This is a genomic window from Legionella maioricensis, from assembly GCF_023618015.1.
Lineage (GTDB): Bacteria > Pseudomonadota > Gammaproteobacteria > Legionellales > Legionellaceae > Legionella > Legionella maioricensis.
Map to the genome: position 1 here is coordinate 267,689 of NZ_JAJKBJ010000002.1, position 17,555 is coordinate 285,243.

The window sequence follows — 17,555 nt, forward strand, 5'->3', positions numbered from 1 at the left end:
TCTTTGTCATTCAGCCAGCCATAGGAAAGGATGAGTTTTTGAACTATGCTATTAATAATAAGGGTAATAGAGATGTGTATGGAAGAAATTGATGTTGGGCGATTAATTGACGGTAGGTTAATGAGGGAAGGGGCAGGGGTTAAATTACATCGTTATATAGGGGTCGACAGGACCAATGAATTTGAACCGATTTTACTCTTCGACTATTTTGATAGTAGTGATGCCTTGGATTACATGGCAGGTTTTCCGCCTCATCCCCATCGTGGTTTTGAGACCGTTACCTATTTGCTGCATGGGACTATTACCCATGAGGATAATCAAGGACATAAGGGCGCCATTCGAGGTGGAGATGTTCAGTGGATGACCGCTGGAAAAGGGATCATCCATTCCGAAATGCCTTCTGCCTCCAGCGGTCGACTGCAGGGAGTGCAGATGTGGCTGAATTTACCTGCCGCAAAAAAAATGGCAGAGCCACGTTACCAGGAGCTGGCCAGCGAACAATTGCCCCTTGAAACTAAAGATTCTGGGGCCGTAATCAAAGTAATTGCCGGCAGGACAGATCAAGGTACCAGATCTCCTATTACTGATATTGCTACCAAGCCTTTATTTTTGGATATCCGTTTACCTGCTGGTGCTAGCATTCAGCAACATATTCTCCGTGATTATCAGGCGATATTGTTTGTGGTCTCTGGTGAGGTATGCGTTGGAGAGCAGAAGGTGAAACAACAGTTATTGGCAGCACTTACTCCTGGAGATCTACTCACTATAAAGGGAGAGGAGGAGAGTCATTGTTTACTGATCGCTGCCGCGAAACTGCATGAACCAATTGCCCGTTATGGTCCTTTTGTAATGAACACACAAGAAGAAGTAATGCAAGCTTTAGACGATTTTCGTAGTGGCCGGTTTTAAGCTTCATTTCCTATCAATCCATCTTATGCCTCCTGGCCGAAACAAGTTAAAGGTGAACTCAAAAAAGACCTTTTAGAAGCCAACCACCCCACTCGCGATTGAATAAAAAAATTGCATCATGGTCTTTTTTGTGTCATCATGGTGCGCATTGTGCAAATAGATAGGGGTCTCTATGCTAAAAAAAAGCATCTTTTTTTCTCTGGCTTTCATTTCACCAACCCTTTTAGCTGCTCATGCAGTTGACTTATATCAAGCTCCTTTAGACAGTTTAAATCAATTTCATTTAGGACAAGCTCCCAAAAAAGCAGCCCGTGCCACAGGGGCTCCAGCAGCAGAAACTAATTCTTTACAACAAGTGAATCAAACCCAAGAAGATAATAAGACCATTATTCGTTATCAACAGCTATATAAAGGCATCCCGGTAGTCGGTGCTCAAATTATGATTACTAAAGGAATAAATCAAGGTATTCATGCTCAAAGTAATCTGGTTAATGGACATTTGTTGGATGATGTTCAAATCAATACCCAGCCAGCACTTAAAGCGCAACAAGCCATTGATTTAGCCAAAAAATCTTATTTTAGCGTTAATTCTGCGGCGGAAACGCAGCAAGAGACGAGTGAATTACAAATTCGACCCGGTCAAGATGAAGAATTAAGACTGGTCTATTTGGTTTCATTCAAAAGCGTGCAAGGGGATAATAAACCCGTATGGCCTTTCTTTGTCATAGATGCCCAGACAGGTGTTGTAGTGCAACAATGGAATAATATTAAAACTTATTTGGATCATGGTCCTGGCGGCAATGAGAAAGTGCATCAATACTGGTATGGTAAAGATGGACTTCCTGCTCTGGATGTGACTCAGAATGGCGGTCAGTGTGTGATGGATAATCCCAAGGTGAAGCTGGTGAATGTTGGGTCAGCCTGGGATTGGAGCAATCTTAAGGTTACCCCTTTTCAATATCCGTGTAATAACAATGTGGCAGAAAATATCAATGGTGCTTTTTCGCCCAGCAACGATGCCTATTATTTTGGTCACACTATTGTCGACATGTATCGAGATTGGTATGGGTTGAATGCATTGCAACAAGCGGACGGTTCAGCAATGAAACTGGTCATGCGCGTTCATTTTGGCCAAAGTTATGATAATGCCTTTTGGGATGGTCAATCCATGTCTTTTGGCGATGGTAAAGAGTTTTATCCGCTAGTTTCTTTGGATGTCGCAGGCCATGAAGTGACCCATGGATTTACCGAGCAGCATTCGGGACTGGAGTATCATGATCAATCTGGCGCGCTTAATGAGTCCATGTCCGATATGGCAGGCCAGGCTTCTCGAGCTTATCTTTTGGAGAAAACACCTTTATTGTATAGTAAAGCTTATTTACAACCTGACGCTGTGACTTGGGGCATAGGTGAGACTATTGTTCGTGATTCATTTGGTAAAGCCTTGCGTTTTATGGACTTTCCTTCATCTGATGGGAGTTCAGCAGACTGTCTGGATAAGCAAATAGCCCAGAGTAACGGCGGCTACTGTGCCATTAGTTATGATGAATTATTGGCTTTTGCAAATGCCAATATCCCCGACCCTCAGGAAAGACAAAGCTTTATAGTGCATACGGCTAGTGGTGTCTTTAATAAAGCATTTTATTTGCTGTCTAAAAATGTCGGCATTAAAACGGCTTACCACGCCATGATTATTGCCAACACTAAATACTGGACTCCCGGTACTGATTTTAAATCAGGTGCCTGCGGTGTGATTTACGCAGCTAAGGATTTAACTATAGATACTGGTCTGGTTAAAAATGTTTTTGGTCAGGTGGGTATTGATACTTCAAGTTGTTCGGTCTAATCTGAAAAAAGCTGTTTCCCGGCAAAAGCATAGCGCCGATGGAACAGCTTTTTCCTCGCAAAAGTGAAGCGCGTTCATTTTGTATTCACTTGATGCACTAAGGATTTTTTTTACTCTAAATGATGTTTGCCGAACAAAAAAACTAGTATATACTGTTTTGAACATTTTTCGTTCTTGGATTTTGGCGGGGATTAAAATCTGCAAGAAAGAATCCTTACAGACAGTTCAGTTGCATTGAACTTTTAATTTAATATTGGGAACAGAATGACCATCTTTTTAATTACTCTTGGCATACTAATATTGAGTTTATTCTGCGTTGCGGTGATGGTTTTAAAGCTGTCTCGACAGCCTTCTGAGCCGTTATCCTCCATCCAATGTATCAAATTAGTAGCTAGCGGTGTCGTCGCTTTTATTGCCGATACTTTAGGGGTGGGTAGTTTCGCAGTCAATGTGGCTTTGGCCAAATTGTTAGGTACTTTTCGCGATGATGAGTTACCTGCGGTAAATAATGGAGCACAAGTAATTCCTGGAACGATAGAGTCGTTATTTTTTATGCATTTGGTTGATGTCGATTTAACCACTCTTTTAACTTTGGTTGCAGGAACTTGTGTCGGTGGGTTGTTAGGTGGTTTTGTAGTAAGTCAGCTTAGTAAACAAGCCATTCGATTGGCCATGATCTGTTCCTTTGCCTTAATTATTGTTCTTTTGATATCACATCAATTTCGCTTATTACCCGTCGGTGGTGAGCTGACAGAACTTCATTCTTGGAAGTTAATCATTGGCTTTTTTGCGTTGGTTATTTGTGGGGCGTTAACTTCTGTCGGCGTCGGTTTATTTGTTATGGTCCAAGGCGTGTTATTTTTAATGAACGTTTCACCTGTAGTGGCTTTTCCGATCATGACTACTGCAGGAGCCATGCAACAGCCGCTGACTACCCTGGTATTTTTACAGAAAGATAAAATTCCCTTAAAGAAAACAATGATCTTAAGCCTTTCTGGCTGTCTGGGCGTACTGATTACCATTCCTGTTTTTACTCAGTTAACCATCACCTGGCTCCATTTACTTTTATTGTTTATCTTAATTTATAATTTATTTGCTATTGGTCATACGTATTTAAAAGCACGACCGGTGAGGGAACCGATTCGAGCGTCTGGAGGGCTTGCTGCAGCTGAATAAAAGTCAAAATTTTAAAACATTAGTCAAGGATAGACTTATGAAAAAAATGATGTGTGTGATTTTAGGATTATTGTTTTCAGTTTTTTGTTTTGCAGCAAACAAGCGTTTTGACACCATGGTTATTTTTGGTGACAGTCTGTCAGATACGGGTAATTTATATCGTTATATGTGGTATAAATTTCCTATCTCCCCGCCTTATTTTCAAGGACGTTTTTCCAATGGTCTTCTCTGGATTGAACAACTTTATAATTCTTATTATCCCCAGGGTTATTCGGAAGGATTTCAAAATTATGCGGTAGGAGGCGCCGGTGCTGTTTTATCGTATAAACAAAATCTGCCTTTTACCCTCGCCATTGAATTAAATGATTATCTGTACTGGAATACTTATGACAAGAAGGAAACCAGTTTATATACGATTTGGATAGGGGCTAATAATTATTTAAATGGGCCAACGAATATCGAAGAGATTACCAGCTCGGTCGTTAATGCCATTGGCGAGGCTGTTGAGCGTCTGATCAGTTATGGAGGAAATAAATTTTTTATTCCCAATATCCCTGATCTTGGATTGCTGCCGCAGGCTGAGGATACTCACCTTCAGCCCCTGCTTACTGAACTGACCCTAATTCACAATCGTAAATTAGCCGCTAAAATTAAAGCACTGAAGTTAAAACATCCTGAGGCTCTTTTTGTTTATTTTGATCTTTATTCCTTTTTCAATGGTGCAATAGATCATGCGCAGGATTATGGTTTTTCAAACGTGGTCGATCCATGTTATATGGGAAGTTACTCTGGCTGGTTGCTTAAATATCAACCGGATGATCAATCCCTATTTGCTTTCTTAAAAGAACAAGCTCCACAGTTTGATCTACTACGCTGGGAAATGATTAAAAATAATCCTGAGTTAAGAGAGGCAGCAGCTACCAGTTATCTTTATCAATTAATACCGCTAAAAGATAAAGCAGAGCCGCTGAATTGTGATGGATATGTGTTTTGGGATCATGTTCATCCTACCGACAAGGTTCATTACTATATTGCACAAAAAGCTCGCGAAGCCTTAGACGCCGCCGGTCTGGAGGCCTTTACTTCTATTTTATAAAATACATTCATTATCATTTCACTTCTCTGAAGCCTGTAGTATCAGGCTTTAGACATCTATAGTATAATTCAGAACAATTTTTATAACCGTGCATACTATGGAAGAACCAGTCAGTAAATCACAAAAGAAAAGAGAAGCCGATACCTTACAAAAAATGGGCGTGGCCTTCATTGATCTCAGTTTGACCAAACTGGATTCTCTGCCTCTTACCGATAACTTGCGTAAAGCGATCATTGATGCCAAATCAATTAAAAGTCATGGGGCGAAAAGGCGTCAGGCTCAATTAATCGGGAAGTTGATGCGATCTGCTGATTATGAAGCAATTCTTGCCGCTTATGAACAAATTCTGGAGGAGGATAGCGCGGTTACTGCCAATTTTCATGAGGTGGAGCTCTGGCGCGATAAGCTAATTCAAGATGGAAAAGAGGCTCTGACCGAATTTATTGATATCCATCAGCCAGAAGATGTACAGCAATTAAGGCAGTTGATTAAAAAAGCAGTGGATGATCGACTAAAAGAAAAAAATTCAGGTGCTGCAAAAGCGCTTTTTCGTTATTTAAGGTCCGCCATAAAATGAATTATTCACTGTTTATAAGTTGTCCCAAAGGCTTGGAGTATTTACTGGAAGAAGAGGTCAAAGCTTTGGGATTGATCGTGACCCGCGTGAGCCCTCAAGGAGTTTATGGGGAAGCCAGTTTATTGGTGATTTATCAGCTTTGCCTGTGGTCCAGAATAGCCAACCGAGTTCAACTGATTTTATTTAGTGGTAATACCGCCAATGAACAAGCGGTGCATCAATTATGTACAGAATTTCACTGGCAGACCGTTTTTACTCATGATAAAACCATAGCCATTGAATTTCATGGTGCTTCTGAGCAAATACGCAATACCATGTATGGTGCTCAGGTAGTGAAAGATGGCATCGTGGATCATTTCCGCCGACTTAATGGATCTCGGCCTTCTGTTGATAAAGAAAAACCTCAAATTCGTATACATGCTCACTTAAAAAATGACGTTTTAACGGTGAGTTTTGATGTGACTGGGTATAGCTTGCATCAGAGGGGGTATCGGAGCAAAGCGGGGATGGCTCCTTTGAAAGAAAACGTGGCTGCCGCTTTATTAGTACGTGCTAAATGGCCTGAATTGGCCGCTAAAGGGTATGGCCTACAAGATCCATTTTGTGGCGCAGGTACCTTGGTTATTGAAGCCGCGATGATGGCCGCTCATATTGCCCCAGGTTTATTGCGTCACGATCAATCGTTGCAATATTGGGCACAACATCAGAGTACCTTGTGGGAAAAATTACGTACCCAAGCCTTACAGCAAGTCAAACCGCTTTCGGTAAAATTGTTAGGAACCGATGCTGACAATAAAGCCATAGCCATAGCACGTTCCAATGCGGAGCGTGCGGGTGTTTTACCATTGGTTGCATTTGATGCAGTCCCAGTGAAAGAGATTCAACCTCCAGCGAATAAAGGTTTGCTGGTCTGTAATCCTCCCTATGGTGAACGCTTGGGTGACGCGACTGGATTGGTTCCTGTTTATCAACAGCTAGGGATTGCCCTGCACAGCCATTATCAAGGTTGGCAGGCTGCTGTTCTGACTTCCAATCCCGTGCTTGCCAAGGCAATAGGACTTCGTGCAGGGAAACAATATACTTTGTATAATGGTCCTTTAGAGTGCAAATTATATTGTTTCGCAGTCTCTGCTGAGAATGAATTAAAAGGAGCTATGGGAAGCACCCTGTCCGCAAACGCGCAAATGTTGTTTAACCGATTGGAAAAAAATTATCACCATTTGCAGAAATGGGCGAAAAAAAATCACATTTCCTGCTATCGAGTTTATGATGCCGATTTGCCCGAATATGCCTATGCTATTGATCTTTACAATGATTATGCGGTGTTGCAAGAATATGCAGCCCCATCCAGTATCCCTGTTCATAAGGCGGAGAAGCGTAGTCTGGAGGTGATGCAAGTTGTTCCGCGGGCGTTAGGGATAGCTACGGATAAATTAGTGGTTAAACAGCGTAAGCAGCAAAAGGGGACTGAGCAATATCAAAAAATGGCTCAGTCGCATCATACGATGATCGTCTCCGAAGGTCAGGCCAAATTAAAAGTGAATTTATATGATTATTTGGATACCGGCTTATTTTTAGACCATCGCCCTTTGCGTTTGCGTTTTGCCGAATTAAAGCCTGGGACTCGGTTTCTCAATTGTTTTTGTTATACGGCAAGTGCCAGTGTACATGCTGCATTAGCTGGGGCATTAACCACGAACGTGGATCTTTCCAATACCTATTTGCGTTGGGCAGAAGACAATTTCAGATTAAATCATATTGCCTTAGCCAAGCACCAATTTGTGCAGTTTGACTGCCGCGAATGGATGAAAATAACCAGAGACAGATTTGATGTTATTTTTTTAGATCCCCCCAGTTTTTCTAATTCAAAACGCATGACGGATACTTTGGATATTCAAAGAGATCACGCCGCTTTAGTGAATTCTGCCATGCGCCTGTTAAATCCAGATGGGGTTTTGTATTTTTCTACCAATTTTCGCCAGTTTAAAATGGATCCACAGCTTGCAGAGAAATATGCGATAGTTGATATCACCAGCCAAACCATCGATCAGGATTTTAAACGCAATCATAAAATTCATTATTGCTTTAAAATTGTGATGCCACAATTTGCAGGAGAGTAATCGTCTTTTCAGGCCTAGAGCTCTGGCACTGGTGTTGTGACGAAAAAAATTTAAAAAGTCAGAGCCTGAAAAGCTAAAAAAACATCACACTTGATTCCCAATAAATTTTGGTGGTTGATATTTGTATTCAATTAGTGGTGCCGAATAACCAAGTGAATTTCTTCCGATTTCTGAATTAGCTGTTCCAGTTGCTTTTTGAGCAACCCCAAGTCTATGGTTCTCATTTTACATAGGGCGCTAATGGCAGCCAAATCGATTGTCGCCAGCGGCCGCCCACCGCCGCCCATCACTTCCCACGCACCGCCCACGCCGTCGCATCGGGTGATGCCAAAATCTTCCCCGAGCCCAATTAACCCAGAATTCCAAATATCATCTTCATCTTTAGCGAAAGTATGGAGTTTTAAGCCTCTTTTAAGTTCCTGTTTATCAAATGTTGGTGTAGGGTAAAATGACTCATCAGGGTCACAATAATGCTGTCGCACGTTCATCGGCAGCATGCGCTGTTCTTTTCCGATAACCTTACACCAATGCGCCCTTCGCTCCTTAACAGTCCAGTCATCATAGTTTTTGGCATAGGTATCGAGTGCGTTAATGAGTGGCTTAAAATCAAAGTGCTTCTCATGGTGTTTCTCACCATTAAGCGTGAAATGCACACCTCCTGTTTTCTTTTCCACGTCAAAATCCTCTATCACTGTTTTATATTGCTTTAGTAATTCTATTCTGATTTCATCCCCTTTTTTATCTTGGGGAATGCAATGAAGCACCATGTTTGCCATATAGCGGACATCCATGGTCCATAAGAGCAGTTCAAAAGGCCGGATGTTTTTAAAGTGACGGCCCGAGGGGTCAATGACTGAGCCACTTTGCAACAGTAATTCAGGATGTTCTTTCAGCATCTGCTCTGCTTCATCCTGATTGCCCGAAGCAATGTACCCCAATAATTGGTGTATCTTGAATTCTGGATGCGTATTCAGCATCTCTTGTACGGCCTTCTGATTGTTTTTAGACACATAACGGACAAATGCATCCTTAATACGTTGTGGCTGATTGGCGTGATAACAGTTCTTATTGAAAGCAAATAAACTTAGTGCTTTTTGCAGCTTATTTTGTTCAATCGCTTTTTCGGATAAAAATGAAATAATGTGTGATGTCGTGTCTTCAGTTTTGGGGGAATCTTTGAATAACTTCTCGTCTAATACGGAGTTTTCGTTTAAAATTTCGCTTTTAGATGGCATGGAGTGCTCTTTATAGTGATTGTAGCGGCATTATACACAATTGGGCCAAAGTGCTCAATGATCGACCATTGAGTAGGAAGAGAATTAGACTTTTGTTGGGTCAAAATGACCCAACCTACGTGCTGATTTATCTCTTCTATAGGTACGCCATGTTTAAGAAGATTACAGATAATTCCAAGGACTAATTGGTTTGTTTTACATGCCTGGCGCTTCGCCCCCATAACCCACAAGTCCATACCCCCCCATTCCATAACCGCCAAGGCCTTGGCCGCCTAATCCATAACCTAAATAATCTACCCGTTTGGAGTATAAATCGTCGGTCCCTGAATAAACATAAGTCTTACTGTAGTTAGGACCATAGTAGGTTTTGGCGGTGCAACCAGTAAGAAATACAACCGGTAACAACACGAAGACAGTGATAATTATAGTTTTCATAAACCCATCCTTGTACGTATATGTATTGTAATTATACTATAAGATCTTTAATAAAGCAGAAAATAAATTATCTTTTGGTGCGACTGTCTTTGGGGGGAGGTGCAATATTAGCCCACGTTACTCAGTTTAGGCGGAATAAGTAACAATAAAATGGTTTTTTGTATGACTACAAAATAAAGTCTCTACTATACTTTTATGTAAATGCTGGATGCGAGGCCTTAAAGGAGTTTTAACGTGATAGCCTTGGAAAAATTATTATTGCTTAAAACAGTCACCTTATTTAAACAAACACCAGACGATTTATTACTTCATATCGTGACTTCTATTGTCAAGGAAAAGAGAGTTAATGCCGGTGAGCTTCTGTTGGAGAAAGGGGGCGTCAATTCGACCATGTATATTGTGGTTTCAGGACGAGTGAAAGTCCATGATGGCGTGCGGCTGATCACTGAATTGGCAGAACGTGAAATTTTTGGTGAGTTATCCGCATTGACAAAAGATCCTCCCGTGACTTCAGTCTCGGCAATAACCGACTGCTTATTATTAACAATCAGTAGCGCGGCACTATACGAGTTGATGAGTTTTGATGAGGGAATTTCTAAAGGAATCATCCAGGCGCTTTGTAAAAGAACGCAATCTATGTCAATCCAGGTTCAGGGGTTACTGCAGGGATAAACTAAGTAGCTTAATTAAGGACGGATATGTTGCTTAATAAAATTTATAACAAATTTCTGCGGAACCTGGGCATAAAGCATGCCGATCAAAGCAAGTTATTATGGTCGGCCCTAATGGTATTTATCGCTGGAGCCTTGCAATGCTATTTTAGTTCGTTTCCTATTGCTTTGTTTTTGACTCATTATGGCAGCGCTACTTTACCAAAGATTTATCTTGCCGTTGCAGGATTAACCGTTGTTTTTGGTGTCGTTTATACGTTTTTTGAATACCGCCTTTCGTTTAACAAACTCATTATTGGTCTCACCATGACTATTGGCATCATATGGATCTTCTTGGGTACGGCACTGATTGGTATTGGTAATAATTTAATTATTGTGGCCCTTCTCATTTGGGCTATTTTGGCTTTTGATTTATTAGGGCTGGCTGTTTGGTCCGTATTGAATCGAATTTTTAGCTTGCAACAAGCGAAAAACTCCTTTGGGCTTATAAAAGGATGTCAAAGTATAGGCGGTGTAGTTGCTGGTTTACTCTCTCCTTTATTACTTAGCTTAGTTGGACTTAGATACCTTATTGTTTGCCTTGGTGTATGCAGCTTTCTTTTAATTATCGTCATCGCTGCATTGTTACGTAATGCAACGGCTTCTGAGCCCATTCAAGAAATGGTTACGGTGGTCGTGGATGAGCCTATTGAAAAAATAAAAATGAGCACTTTATTACAGGATAAATATGTTTTAAAAATATTCAGTCTGATCTTCTTGGGCATCTTTTCGGTCTATGTCATTGCTTTATTGTTTAATACGGCTTCCGAGGCGAAATATCCTTCTGAAGCAACTTTGGCGGCCTTTTTAGGCGTTTTTTTCGGACTCGTTGACGGAGCTGATTTGTTTTGCAGCATCTTTTTATATAATTGGTTATTGAGGCGTTTTGGCTTAGTGGCGACGTTATTTGTCTTACCGGTTCTTGGCATTATATTAACGCTACCCATTTTAATCCTTAATGCCATGCCGTCTTTTTTTGGTATTGTCTTTTGGTTGATTGTTGGTTTGAAATTAGCTGAAGACAGCATCAGAGCCTCTCTAACCCATATGAGCAATTTATTATTGTTGCAACCGTTTCCGCCAAGGGTGCGTTCGTTTTTACAATCTAAAAGCGAGGTGATTGTTGTTGGAGTTGCCACCGCCTTAATAAGTATTTTATTGATCCTAATGGTTAGCCTAATTGGCGTGTCAATTGCGTTTTTAACGGCTTTTGCACTCCTTTGTTTTATCATTACCCTCTTTATTTTATGGACTCTTGAGTCGGATTATATAAAGGCTTTAATCAAAGCCATCGCGAGCCGATATTTTGATGGCAGTAATTTGCCCTATCCAACCAAAGAAGATCTCTTGCTCTTAAAAAATTGCTTATCCAGTCAATATCCTGATGAAGTTATTTATGCATTGACTGCTATTGAGCGTATTGATTCATCCGAACTTTATCCGGTGCTTGGTCTGGTTATGAAATCAGCGGATTTAGCGGTTAGTGGCTATGCCCTGGATAAAATAAAACAATATAGTTTAGTCAGTTACTTCGCCGAGATTATTGCCTTACTACAACAAAAGAACCAAGGCGCACTCAAGGTAAAAGCGTTGGTTACTGCTGCCCACCTTGATTATGAAAAATCAGAGAAGTTTATTCGCCTTTTGGTGAATGATGATTTTTTACCCCTTAGCAGTGCTGCACTGATTATTCTGTTTAAACATAGCGAAGACTCTGCCACTAAAGCATTAGCTATGGAAAAACTCCACGAGATGATTGGCTCAGCAGATAAAGAAAAACGAGCTGAGAGCGCCTATATTATTGGTGAACTTGCCGATGAAAAAATAAATAATTTACTTCAGAAATTAACGGCAGACAGCAGTAAATTAGTCAGACGTTCAGCATTTGAAGCGGTAATGAAAACCCGGGAGCAGTCATTGTATGACGAGTTGATTAAGAATTTGCCCTTTTTGGGTATGGGAACTAATATCTCCGATGATTTCTTTAAAGGAAACCAAGTTATTTTATCGATGATACGCAAAAATTTCGACAGCTATTCTCATGAGGTTAAAATAAAAGCTATCCATATAGCCAGTCAAATTAAAGATAAAAATGCTCAGGAATTCATAGAGGAAGTCATTTTAAAGAAAGACGACTCATTAAGCCTGGTTGCACTACAAGCTTTAAGTCATTTTCCCCCCTCCACCGAGCCCTATTTCCTAAAGAAATTGTTTCACGAAATTCTTCGTGAGGCAAAATATCTTAATGAGCAATATCAATATTTATTATGCACCCCGGATCTGGAGCTTACGGCATTATTGCGGGATGTGTTAAAGCGAAAAGTTCAGCTTTCGACGGAAAGGCTTTTGTTGGCTTTATCCCTTTATTACGATAAGGACATCATGGTTAAAGCCAGGAATGGTCTGGAAAAAGCAACTGAGGATGAGAAAAGTTATGCGTTAGAGCTTATAGATACGACTTTAGAAACTCAGCATAAAAAAATCATTTCACCCCTCTTATCCGAGATCTATCTTTCTGACTCAGCGGGAGGTGCCGACTTACATTCTCAAGCGTTTCATCGTGTACTGCAAAATAATATCAAGCCACCAGATTTGCAAAACATCAATCTATTGACGTCAATGGCCTGTGCCTATGTCCTGATCAAAGGGACGTTTACACTCTGTTCTACTGAGCTTGAAGAGTTGAAACAATCGAATATTCAGTTGATCGTTGACGCAATCCAGTGGCTGCAGGGCGAGCAAGAAGGCTTGTCTACTTGACCACTAATCTATACGTTGAATAGGGTAGGTTACTGTCATTAAGTTAACCCCCGTTCGGAATATGAATCATGTTCTGTTCGAGCCGAGGAAGCGCCCGAGCGCTGTCTCGAAGCCTGGAGAGGGAGACCAGACTTCGACATGGCAATCTCATTTATGGTTTAACTTCTTCTACCCCAGGGCCATAAATTTGCTCTTTTAATGGCTTCATGAAACCGGCCATGAAAAAAAGCTCTGCAGTCAGGAAGAGCGGTGCGATAAGTGCCTGAGATAAATTGGTCATAAAGGCTGGTTTTTTGCCTTCTATAAAATGACCATAAAGCTGGAAACCCCACCCCACGATAAATGTAATGATAAATGCCCATAGCCCAAGTTTAGTGGGGCCATGACGACTGAACAAAGTGGAAAACCATAATAAAATGAGCAAAATGGGGGTGAGTGCCAGGGCTAGTTGCCAATTCAGGCGATAATAATAAATTAGAGCCGCCAGGGTAACCAGGCAGGCAAGACTGACTTCAAAAACTCCGGGCATAATGATTTTAATAAAACCTAACAAAATCATTACAGAGAGTATAATGATGGGCACCCCCGCCAAATGGGTATAGCGAGTGATTACATTTTGATGATACTCGGCATACGTTTGAGCCTGCTCCACAAATGATTGCATTTTAACGTCCTGAATATTAATCCCTTTAGAAAACATAGCACATTATTGCGATAACTGGCAAAAGGATTTAGGCCATGGCAACTGGTTTACAGAAGTTGGTAATTTAAAAAGTATACTTACTGACGATGTACAACACGTTTCCATTTCTTGAATTACCCGGGATATAAGCAGCACCTATGGACACTTTTTTAAAAAATACGGAAGCCCATGGAACGGCTCCGGGGAAAGGAATGTTATGATTAATATCAACTCGTGAGGTGACCAGCACTGAATATCCTATCCCTGCTTTAAGGTCTTTGGTAATTTGAAACATTTTTGAATAAGCATATCCTACCGCGGGCTCTACGTGGCTATGAGAATCAAGAAAAGCAATGGCATAGAGTGCATGCCAATTGCCTTTTTCATCAAATAAACTTTTACCAAGACCTCCCCCCCAGGCATTTTCATTATAGGTTTTGATTTTTTCCCGCGAGTAAATATATCTGTTGTGCCATGCATAGCCGGACAAATAAAGGTCGGTATTTCCTTCAGTCCATACTTGATGAAGACGTTGACACATGGGTTTGAACAAAGAGAGCCAATGACTGCAGCTGCTTTGATCTTCTGCAGTAAAAGCATTTAAGGAAATACACATGAGTAAGCTGGTAATTAATTTTTTCATTCAAATTTTAACCTTTCCGGGGTTTCTACTGGCAGTCATTTAATGCTAGAGTTTAATCATGAAAGGTTTTAGTTAGACGGATGTTAACCAGACTTTTTATTTTAAATAGCTAATGAAACGTATTGAAATAAAAGTCGCAAACCTGAGAGCATACTATCATGGACTTGTTTCGCAAAAAAGATATTGCTGGGTCATTAGATAATGAATCTCACTTAGCTCAATGTCTGACTGCTTTTGATCTGACCTTCCTGGGCGTAGGAGCCATCATAGGTGCCGGTATTTTCATTCTTACTGGCATAGTTGCTGCGACCTATGCGGGGCCTGCAGTAATCTTTTCTTATGTGGTTGCTGGTATTGCCTGTGCTTTTGCCGCCTTGTCTTATGCAGAGCTTGCCGCCGCTATCGGCGGATGCGGTAGTGCCTACGGTTATGCTTATGCAGGGTTCGGTGAGTTAATTGCCTGGATAGTTGGTTGGGACTTGATCTTGGAATATTCCATATCTGTTTCAGCAGTCTCTGTTGGCTGGAGTGGTTATGCTAATGATTTTCTGCTCTCCATGAAAATAAATATACCTAAACTTTTTTTACATGGACCATTAGATGGTGGCGTTTTAAATTTATTGGCATTTTCTATTATAGCTGCTTTGACCGGATTATTGATCGCAGGTGTTAAGTCCAGTACCCGTTTTAATAACCTCATGGTTCTAATCAAGCTACTGGTGATTTTTATTTTCATCGCTATTGCTTCTACAGAAGTTCGTGCGGAGAACTGGTCTTCATTTATGCCTTTTGGTTGGGGCGGCGTCATGAAAGGTGCTTCGTTAATATTTTTTGCTTACATCGGTTTTGATGCCGTTTCTACTGCAGCAGAAGAGGCAATTAATCCCCAACGTGATTTACCCAGAGGAATCATTGGTTCATTACTGATTTGTACGATTTTATATATAACAGTTTCTGGATTACTTACCGCCATAGCGTACTATCCCACTTTGAATGTTTCATCCCCTATCAGTCACTCCCTGCTGGTGTTGGGGCATAGAGTAGCAGCGGGCTTGGTTGGCGTGGGCGCTATAGCAGGACTGACTACAGTCATGTTGGTATTATTTTATGGTCTAACCCGGGTGTTTTTAGCAATGGCTCGAGATGGTTTGTTACCCAAAGTGTTTGCTAAAACTAATAATTCCACCAAAACTCCGGTGCGTATCATTTTACTTTGTGGCTTTTTGATGGCCTCCTTATCGGCAATGGTTCCCATCAGTGATTTGGCTGAGTTAGTTAATATAGGCACTCTTTTTGCCTTTATTGTAGTGTGTTCTGGCGTTTTATATTTACGTCGAACTCAACCTGAGATGCACCGCCCATTTAAAACGCCAGGCATGCCTTATGTGCCCATTCTGGGAATAATCAGCTGCTTCTATTTAATTATTAATTTACCCTGGATTACTATGGTCCGCTTTGTGATTTGGATGCTCGTGGGTTTTGTTATTTATTTTGCTTATAGCCAAAAGAATAGCGTCTTGGAAAGAGAGTCTGGGGTGAAAAAATAATTTCTACTCTGCACCCAGCCTATATTTATCGGTGACGGGCTTTTAAAAGTGAAAGGTCAACAGCCCCTATTCAAAAACAGGATTATCGCCGCAGCAACCATTGCTGATGCAGGAATGGTAAGCAGCCAGGAAAGGAATATTTTTCTTAGAATGAGCCAATGAGCGCCGTCAAGACCACTGAACAAACCCACTCCAGCAACAGCCCCAGTTACTGTATGGGTTGTTGAAACAGGTATCCCCCAGTCCGTAGCGACAAAAATAGTAAGGGCTGCTCCTGTTTCAGCGGCACAACCTTTTAAGGTATTTAATTTGGTTATTTTGATTCCCAGCGTTTTGACGATGCGCCAGCCTCCTGCCAAGGTACCAAGACTGATCACGGCATGACACGAAATAACTACCCAAAAAGGCACATAAAACTCGCCATCTAACCATGACGCAGAAAAAAGCAGGACAGCAATGATTCCCATGGTTTTTTGAGCATCATTTCCCCCATGAGTTAGGCTAAGTAATGCTGAAGAGGCGAGTTGTAAACCTTTAAATAGCCTATTCAGATGCTCTTCGCTATAGCGCTTGAGCAATTTGCTTAACAAAAAGGTAAACAGTAAGCCAACCAGTAATCCAATGGTCGGTGATAAAACAATCCCAATAGCGACTTTGGCAAAGCCCGTCAGTTTCAGTGATGAAAAGCCTCCTTTCGCTATGGCTGCTCCCGCCAGGCCTCCAATCAATGCATGAGAAGAGCTTGAGGGTAATCCATAATACCAGGTAACCAAATTCCAGAATATGGCGCCGATCAGAGCTGCCAGGATTAATTGAGCGTCGACGAGACTGGTATCAATAAGACCACTGCCAATGGTTTTTGCAACCATTAAATTAAAAATGAGAAAAGCAATAAAATTAAAAAAGGCTGCCCATAATACGGCTTGCCTAGGCGTTAAAACTCCAGTAGTTACAATAGTTGCTATGGAATTGGCTGCGTCATGAAATCCATTGATGAATTCAAAAATGAAGGCTACGAAAATAACACAAAGGATGAACAGGGTGTTGTTGTCCAATTTTAACCTTCCTGGTTATAAATGATAACTGCTCTTGGTCATTAATTTCGATACTACATTCATTAATTGCTTTATGAGGTGAGGAAGCTCTGCGGCTCCTGCTTTTATGGCTAAAGCCGCATGATGCTCTTCATCCTCTTGCATCCTTTCGAGAATGGCTTTGGTTTTTTTATCGTCAACAGGTATGCCCTGTAAATGACGTTGCAAATGAGCGGTCACCTGGCGTTCTGTTTCGGCAACAAAGCCCAGACTGATCTTGTCTCCTGCTAAACCAGCCAGTGCTCCCAATATCAGCGAGCCACTATACCAAATGGGGTTTAACACGCTCGGTTTACTGCCTAACTCAGCTAAACGTTCCTCGCACCAGGCCAGGTGATCTATTTCTTCTGCTGCCGCTTGTGCCATTTGCTGTTTAACATGGCTTAACTGTGCCGTTAATGCTTGTCCTTGATAGAGCGCCTGAGCGCATACTTCCCCGGCATGATTGACTCTCATTAATCCGGCAATGTGCTTTTTAGCCGATGAAGAAAGCGGATAGTCCGCAAGTTCATGTGCTGGCGAGTGGCGCACCGGTATTCTTTTGAGCGGCGGAACCAGGGTGCGAAGAGCGCTATCCACTTCGGTTATTAAAGTATCAAGAAAGCTTATTGTTCGCATAGTTATTCTGGAAAGAGATTCAGGAATCTATGTTAACTGGATTAAGACCGAGTTTGAAGTCATCAATAGCCTTATTTGATCCCAATTAAGAAAGACCCCCCTATAAA

General features: G+C 41.3%; 16 protein-coding genes. 9 read left to right on the forward strand and 7 right to left on the reverse strand.

The window, feature by feature from the left end:
• Positions 1-78: 78 nt before the first annotated feature.
• From LOX96_RS03445 to rlmKL, 6 genes are all read left to right on the forward strand, one after another.
• Positions 79-909 (forward strand): pirin family protein, encoded by an 831-nt coding sequence (locus LOX96_RS03445; protein WP_250422285.1) that lies wholly within the window; start codon positions 79-81, stop codon positions 907-909.
• A gap of 172 nt (positions 910-1,081) precedes the next feature.
• On the forward strand, positions 1,082-2,755 hold the full coding sequence (locus LOX96_RS03450) for a M4 family metallopeptidase (RefSeq protein ID WP_250422287.1): 1,674 nt from the start codon (positions 1,082-1,084) through the stop codon (positions 2,753-2,755).
• A gap of 264 nt (positions 2,756-3,019) precedes the next feature.
• Positions 3,020-3,931: a sulfite exporter TauE/SafE family protein gene (locus tag LOX96_RS03455; protein WP_250422289.1), complete on the forward strand. Its 912-nt coding sequence runs from the start codon at positions 3,020-3,022 to the stop codon at positions 3,929-3,931.
• Positions 3,932-3,968: 37 nt separating this feature from the next.
• Positions 3,969-5,027 carry an SGNH/GDSL hydrolase family protein gene (locus tag LOX96_RS03460; RefSeq protein ID WP_250422291.1) on the forward strand — a complete coding sequence of 353 codons (1,059 nt, stop codon included), beginning with the start codon at positions 3,969-3,971 and terminating at the stop codon, positions 5,025-5,027.
• A gap of 97 nt (positions 5,028-5,124) precedes the next feature.
• Positions 5,125-5,604, forward strand: a complete 480-nt coding sequence (gene yjgA / locus LOX96_RS03465; protein WP_250422293.1) for a ribosome biogenesis factor YjgA — start codon at positions 5,125-5,127, stop codon at positions 5,602-5,604.
• On the forward strand, positions 5,601-7,724 hold the full coding sequence (gene rlmKL, locus LOX96_RS03470) for a bifunctional 23S rRNA (guanine(2069)-N(7))-methyltransferase RlmK/23S rRNA (guanine(2445)-N(2))-methyltransferase RlmL (protein WP_250422295.1): 2,124 nt from the start codon (positions 5,601-5,603) through the stop codon (positions 7,722-7,724). The genes yjgA and rlmKL overlap by 4 nt, the downstream gene beginning before the upstream one ends.
• Before the next feature lie 131 nt (positions 7,725-7,855).
• Here the strand turns inward: rlmKL and LOX96_RS03475 are convergent, their stop codons facing one another.
• The 3 genes from LOX96_RS03475 to LOX96_RS03485 are packed head-to-tail and all read right to left on the reverse strand — an operon-like array spanning position 7,856 to position 9,394.
• Positions 7,856-8,959: a hypothetical protein gene (locus LOX96_RS03475; RefSeq protein WP_250422297.1), complete on the reverse strand. Its 1,104-nt coding sequence runs from the start codon at positions 8,957-8,959 to the stop codon at positions 7,856-7,858.
• A complete protein-coding gene (locus LOX96_RS03480) occupies positions 8,935-9,195 on the reverse strand; it encodes a hypothetical protein (protein ID WP_250422300.1) in 261 nt (86 codons plus the stop codon). Before LOX96_RS03480 ends, LOX96_RS03475 begins: the two co-directional genes overlap by 25 nt.
• Positions 9,155-9,394 (reverse strand): hypothetical protein, encoded by a 240-nt coding sequence (locus LOX96_RS03485; RefSeq protein WP_250422303.1) that lies wholly within the window; start codon positions 9,392-9,394, stop codon positions 9,155-9,157. Before LOX96_RS03485 ends, LOX96_RS03480 begins: the two co-directional genes overlap by 41 nt.
• 234 nt (positions 9,395-9,628) lie before the next feature.
• Between LOX96_RS03485 and LOX96_RS03490 the strand changes: the two genes are divergently transcribed.
• Entirely contained in the window at positions 9,629-10,066 is a 438-nt protein-coding gene (locus LOX96_RS03490) for a Crp/Fnr family transcriptional regulator (protein WP_250422305.1), read from the forward strand.
• A 26-nt stretch (positions 10,067-10,092) separates the two neighbouring features.
• The gene (locus LOX96_RS03495; protein WP_250422307.1) at positions 10,093-12,864 is read left to right on the forward strand and encodes an MFS transporter; all 2,772 of its coding nucleotides are present in this window, start codon (positions 10,093-10,095) and stop codon (positions 12,862-12,864) included.
• 151 nt (positions 12,865-13,015) lie between these two features.
• Here LOX96_RS03495 and LOX96_RS03500 read toward each other — a convergent pair whose 3' ends face one another.
• On the reverse strand, positions 13,016-13,528 hold the full coding sequence (locus LOX96_RS03500) for an Mpo1 family 2-hydroxy fatty acid dioxygenase (RefSeq protein ID WP_250422309.1): 513 nt from the start codon (positions 13,526-13,528) through the stop codon (positions 13,016-13,018).
• Between the two features lie 103 nt (positions 13,529-13,631).
• The gene (gene pagP, locus LOX96_RS03505; protein ID WP_250422311.1) at positions 13,632-14,189 is read right to left on the reverse strand and encodes a lipid IV(A) palmitoyltransferase PagP; all 558 of its coding nucleotides are present in this window, start codon (positions 14,187-14,189) and stop codon (positions 13,632-13,634) included.
• Between the two features lie 158 nt (positions 14,190-14,347).
• Between pagP and LOX96_RS03510 the strand changes: the two genes are divergently transcribed.
• Positions 14,348-15,736, forward strand: a complete 1,389-nt coding sequence (locus LOX96_RS03510; RefSeq protein WP_250422312.1) for an amino acid permease — start codon at positions 14,348-14,350, stop codon at positions 15,734-15,736.
• 56 nt (positions 15,737-15,792) lie between these two features.
• Here the strand turns inward: LOX96_RS03510 and LOX96_RS03515 are convergent, their stop codons facing one another.
• Both LOX96_RS03515 and coq7 read right to left on the reverse strand, forming a co-directional pair.
• A complete protein-coding gene (locus tag LOX96_RS03515; RefSeq protein ID WP_250422314.1) occupies positions 15,793-16,791 on the reverse strand; it encodes an inorganic phosphate transporter in 999 nt (332 codons plus the stop codon).
• Between the two features lie 15 nt (positions 16,792-16,806).
• Positions 16,807-17,448 carry a 2-polyprenyl-3-methyl-6-methoxy-1,4-benzoquinone monooxygenase gene (gene coq7 / locus LOX96_RS03520; RefSeq protein WP_250422316.1) on the reverse strand — a complete coding sequence of 214 codons (642 nt, stop codon included), beginning with the start codon at positions 17,446-17,448 and terminating at the stop codon, positions 16,807-16,809.
• Between the last annotated feature and the right edge of the window lie 107 nt (positions 17,449-17,555).

Excerpts from the sequence above, each read along its gene's own strand:
- LOX96_RS03510 (WP_250422312.1), top strand. The coding sequence starts at position 14,348 with ATGGACTTGTTTCGCAAAAAAGATATTGCTGGGTCATTAGATAATGAA.
- LOX96_RS03450 (WP_250422287.1), top strand. The coding sequence starts at position 1,082 with ATGCTAAAAAAAAGCATCTTTTTTTCTCTGGCTTTCATTTCACCAACC.
- pagP (WP_250422311.1), bottom strand. The coding sequence starts at position 14,189 with ATGAAAAAATTAATTACCAGCTTACTCATGTGTATTTCCTTAAATGCT.
- coq7 (WP_250422316.1), bottom strand. The coding sequence starts at position 17,448 with ATGCGAACAATAAGCTTTCTTGATACTTTAATAACCGAAGTGGATAGC.
- LOX96_RS03480 (WP_250422300.1), bottom strand. The coding sequence starts at position 9,195 with ATGGACTTGTGGGTTATGGGGGCGAAGCGCCAGGCATGTAAAACAAAC.
- LOX96_RS03455 (WP_250422289.1), top strand. The coding sequence starts at position 3,020 with ATGACCATCTTTTTAATTACTCTTGGCATACTAATATTGAGTTTATTC.
- LOX96_RS03445 (WP_250422285.1), top strand. The coding sequence starts at position 79 with ATGGAAGAAATTGATGTTGGGCGATTAATTGACGGTAGGTTAATGAGG.
- LOX96_RS03460 (WP_250422291.1), top strand. The coding sequence starts at position 3,969 with ATGAAAAAAATGATGTGTGTGATTTTAGGATTATTGTTTTCAGTTTTT.
- LOX96_RS03500 (WP_250422309.1), bottom strand. The coding sequence starts at position 13,528 with ATGCAATCATTTGTGGAGCAGGCTCAAACGTATGCCGAGTATCATCAA.
- rlmKL (WP_250422295.1), top strand. The coding sequence starts at position 5,601 with ATGAATTATTCACTGTTTATAAGTTGTCCCAAAGGCTTGGAGTATTTA.
- yjgA (WP_250422293.1), top strand. The coding sequence starts at position 5,125 with ATGGAAGAACCAGTCAGTAAATCACAAAAGAAAAGAGAAGCCGATACC.
- LOX96_RS03495 (WP_250422307.1), top strand. The coding sequence starts at position 10,093 with ATGTTGCTTAATAAAATTTATAACAAATTTCTGCGGAACCTGGGCATA.
- LOX96_RS03485 (WP_250422303.1), bottom strand. The coding sequence starts at position 9,394 with ATGAAAACTATAATTATCACTGTCTTCGTGTTGTTACCGGTTGTATTT.
- LOX96_RS03475 (WP_250422297.1), bottom strand. The coding sequence starts at position 8,959 with ATGCCATCTAAAAGCGAAATTTTAAACGAAAACTCCGTATTAGACGAG.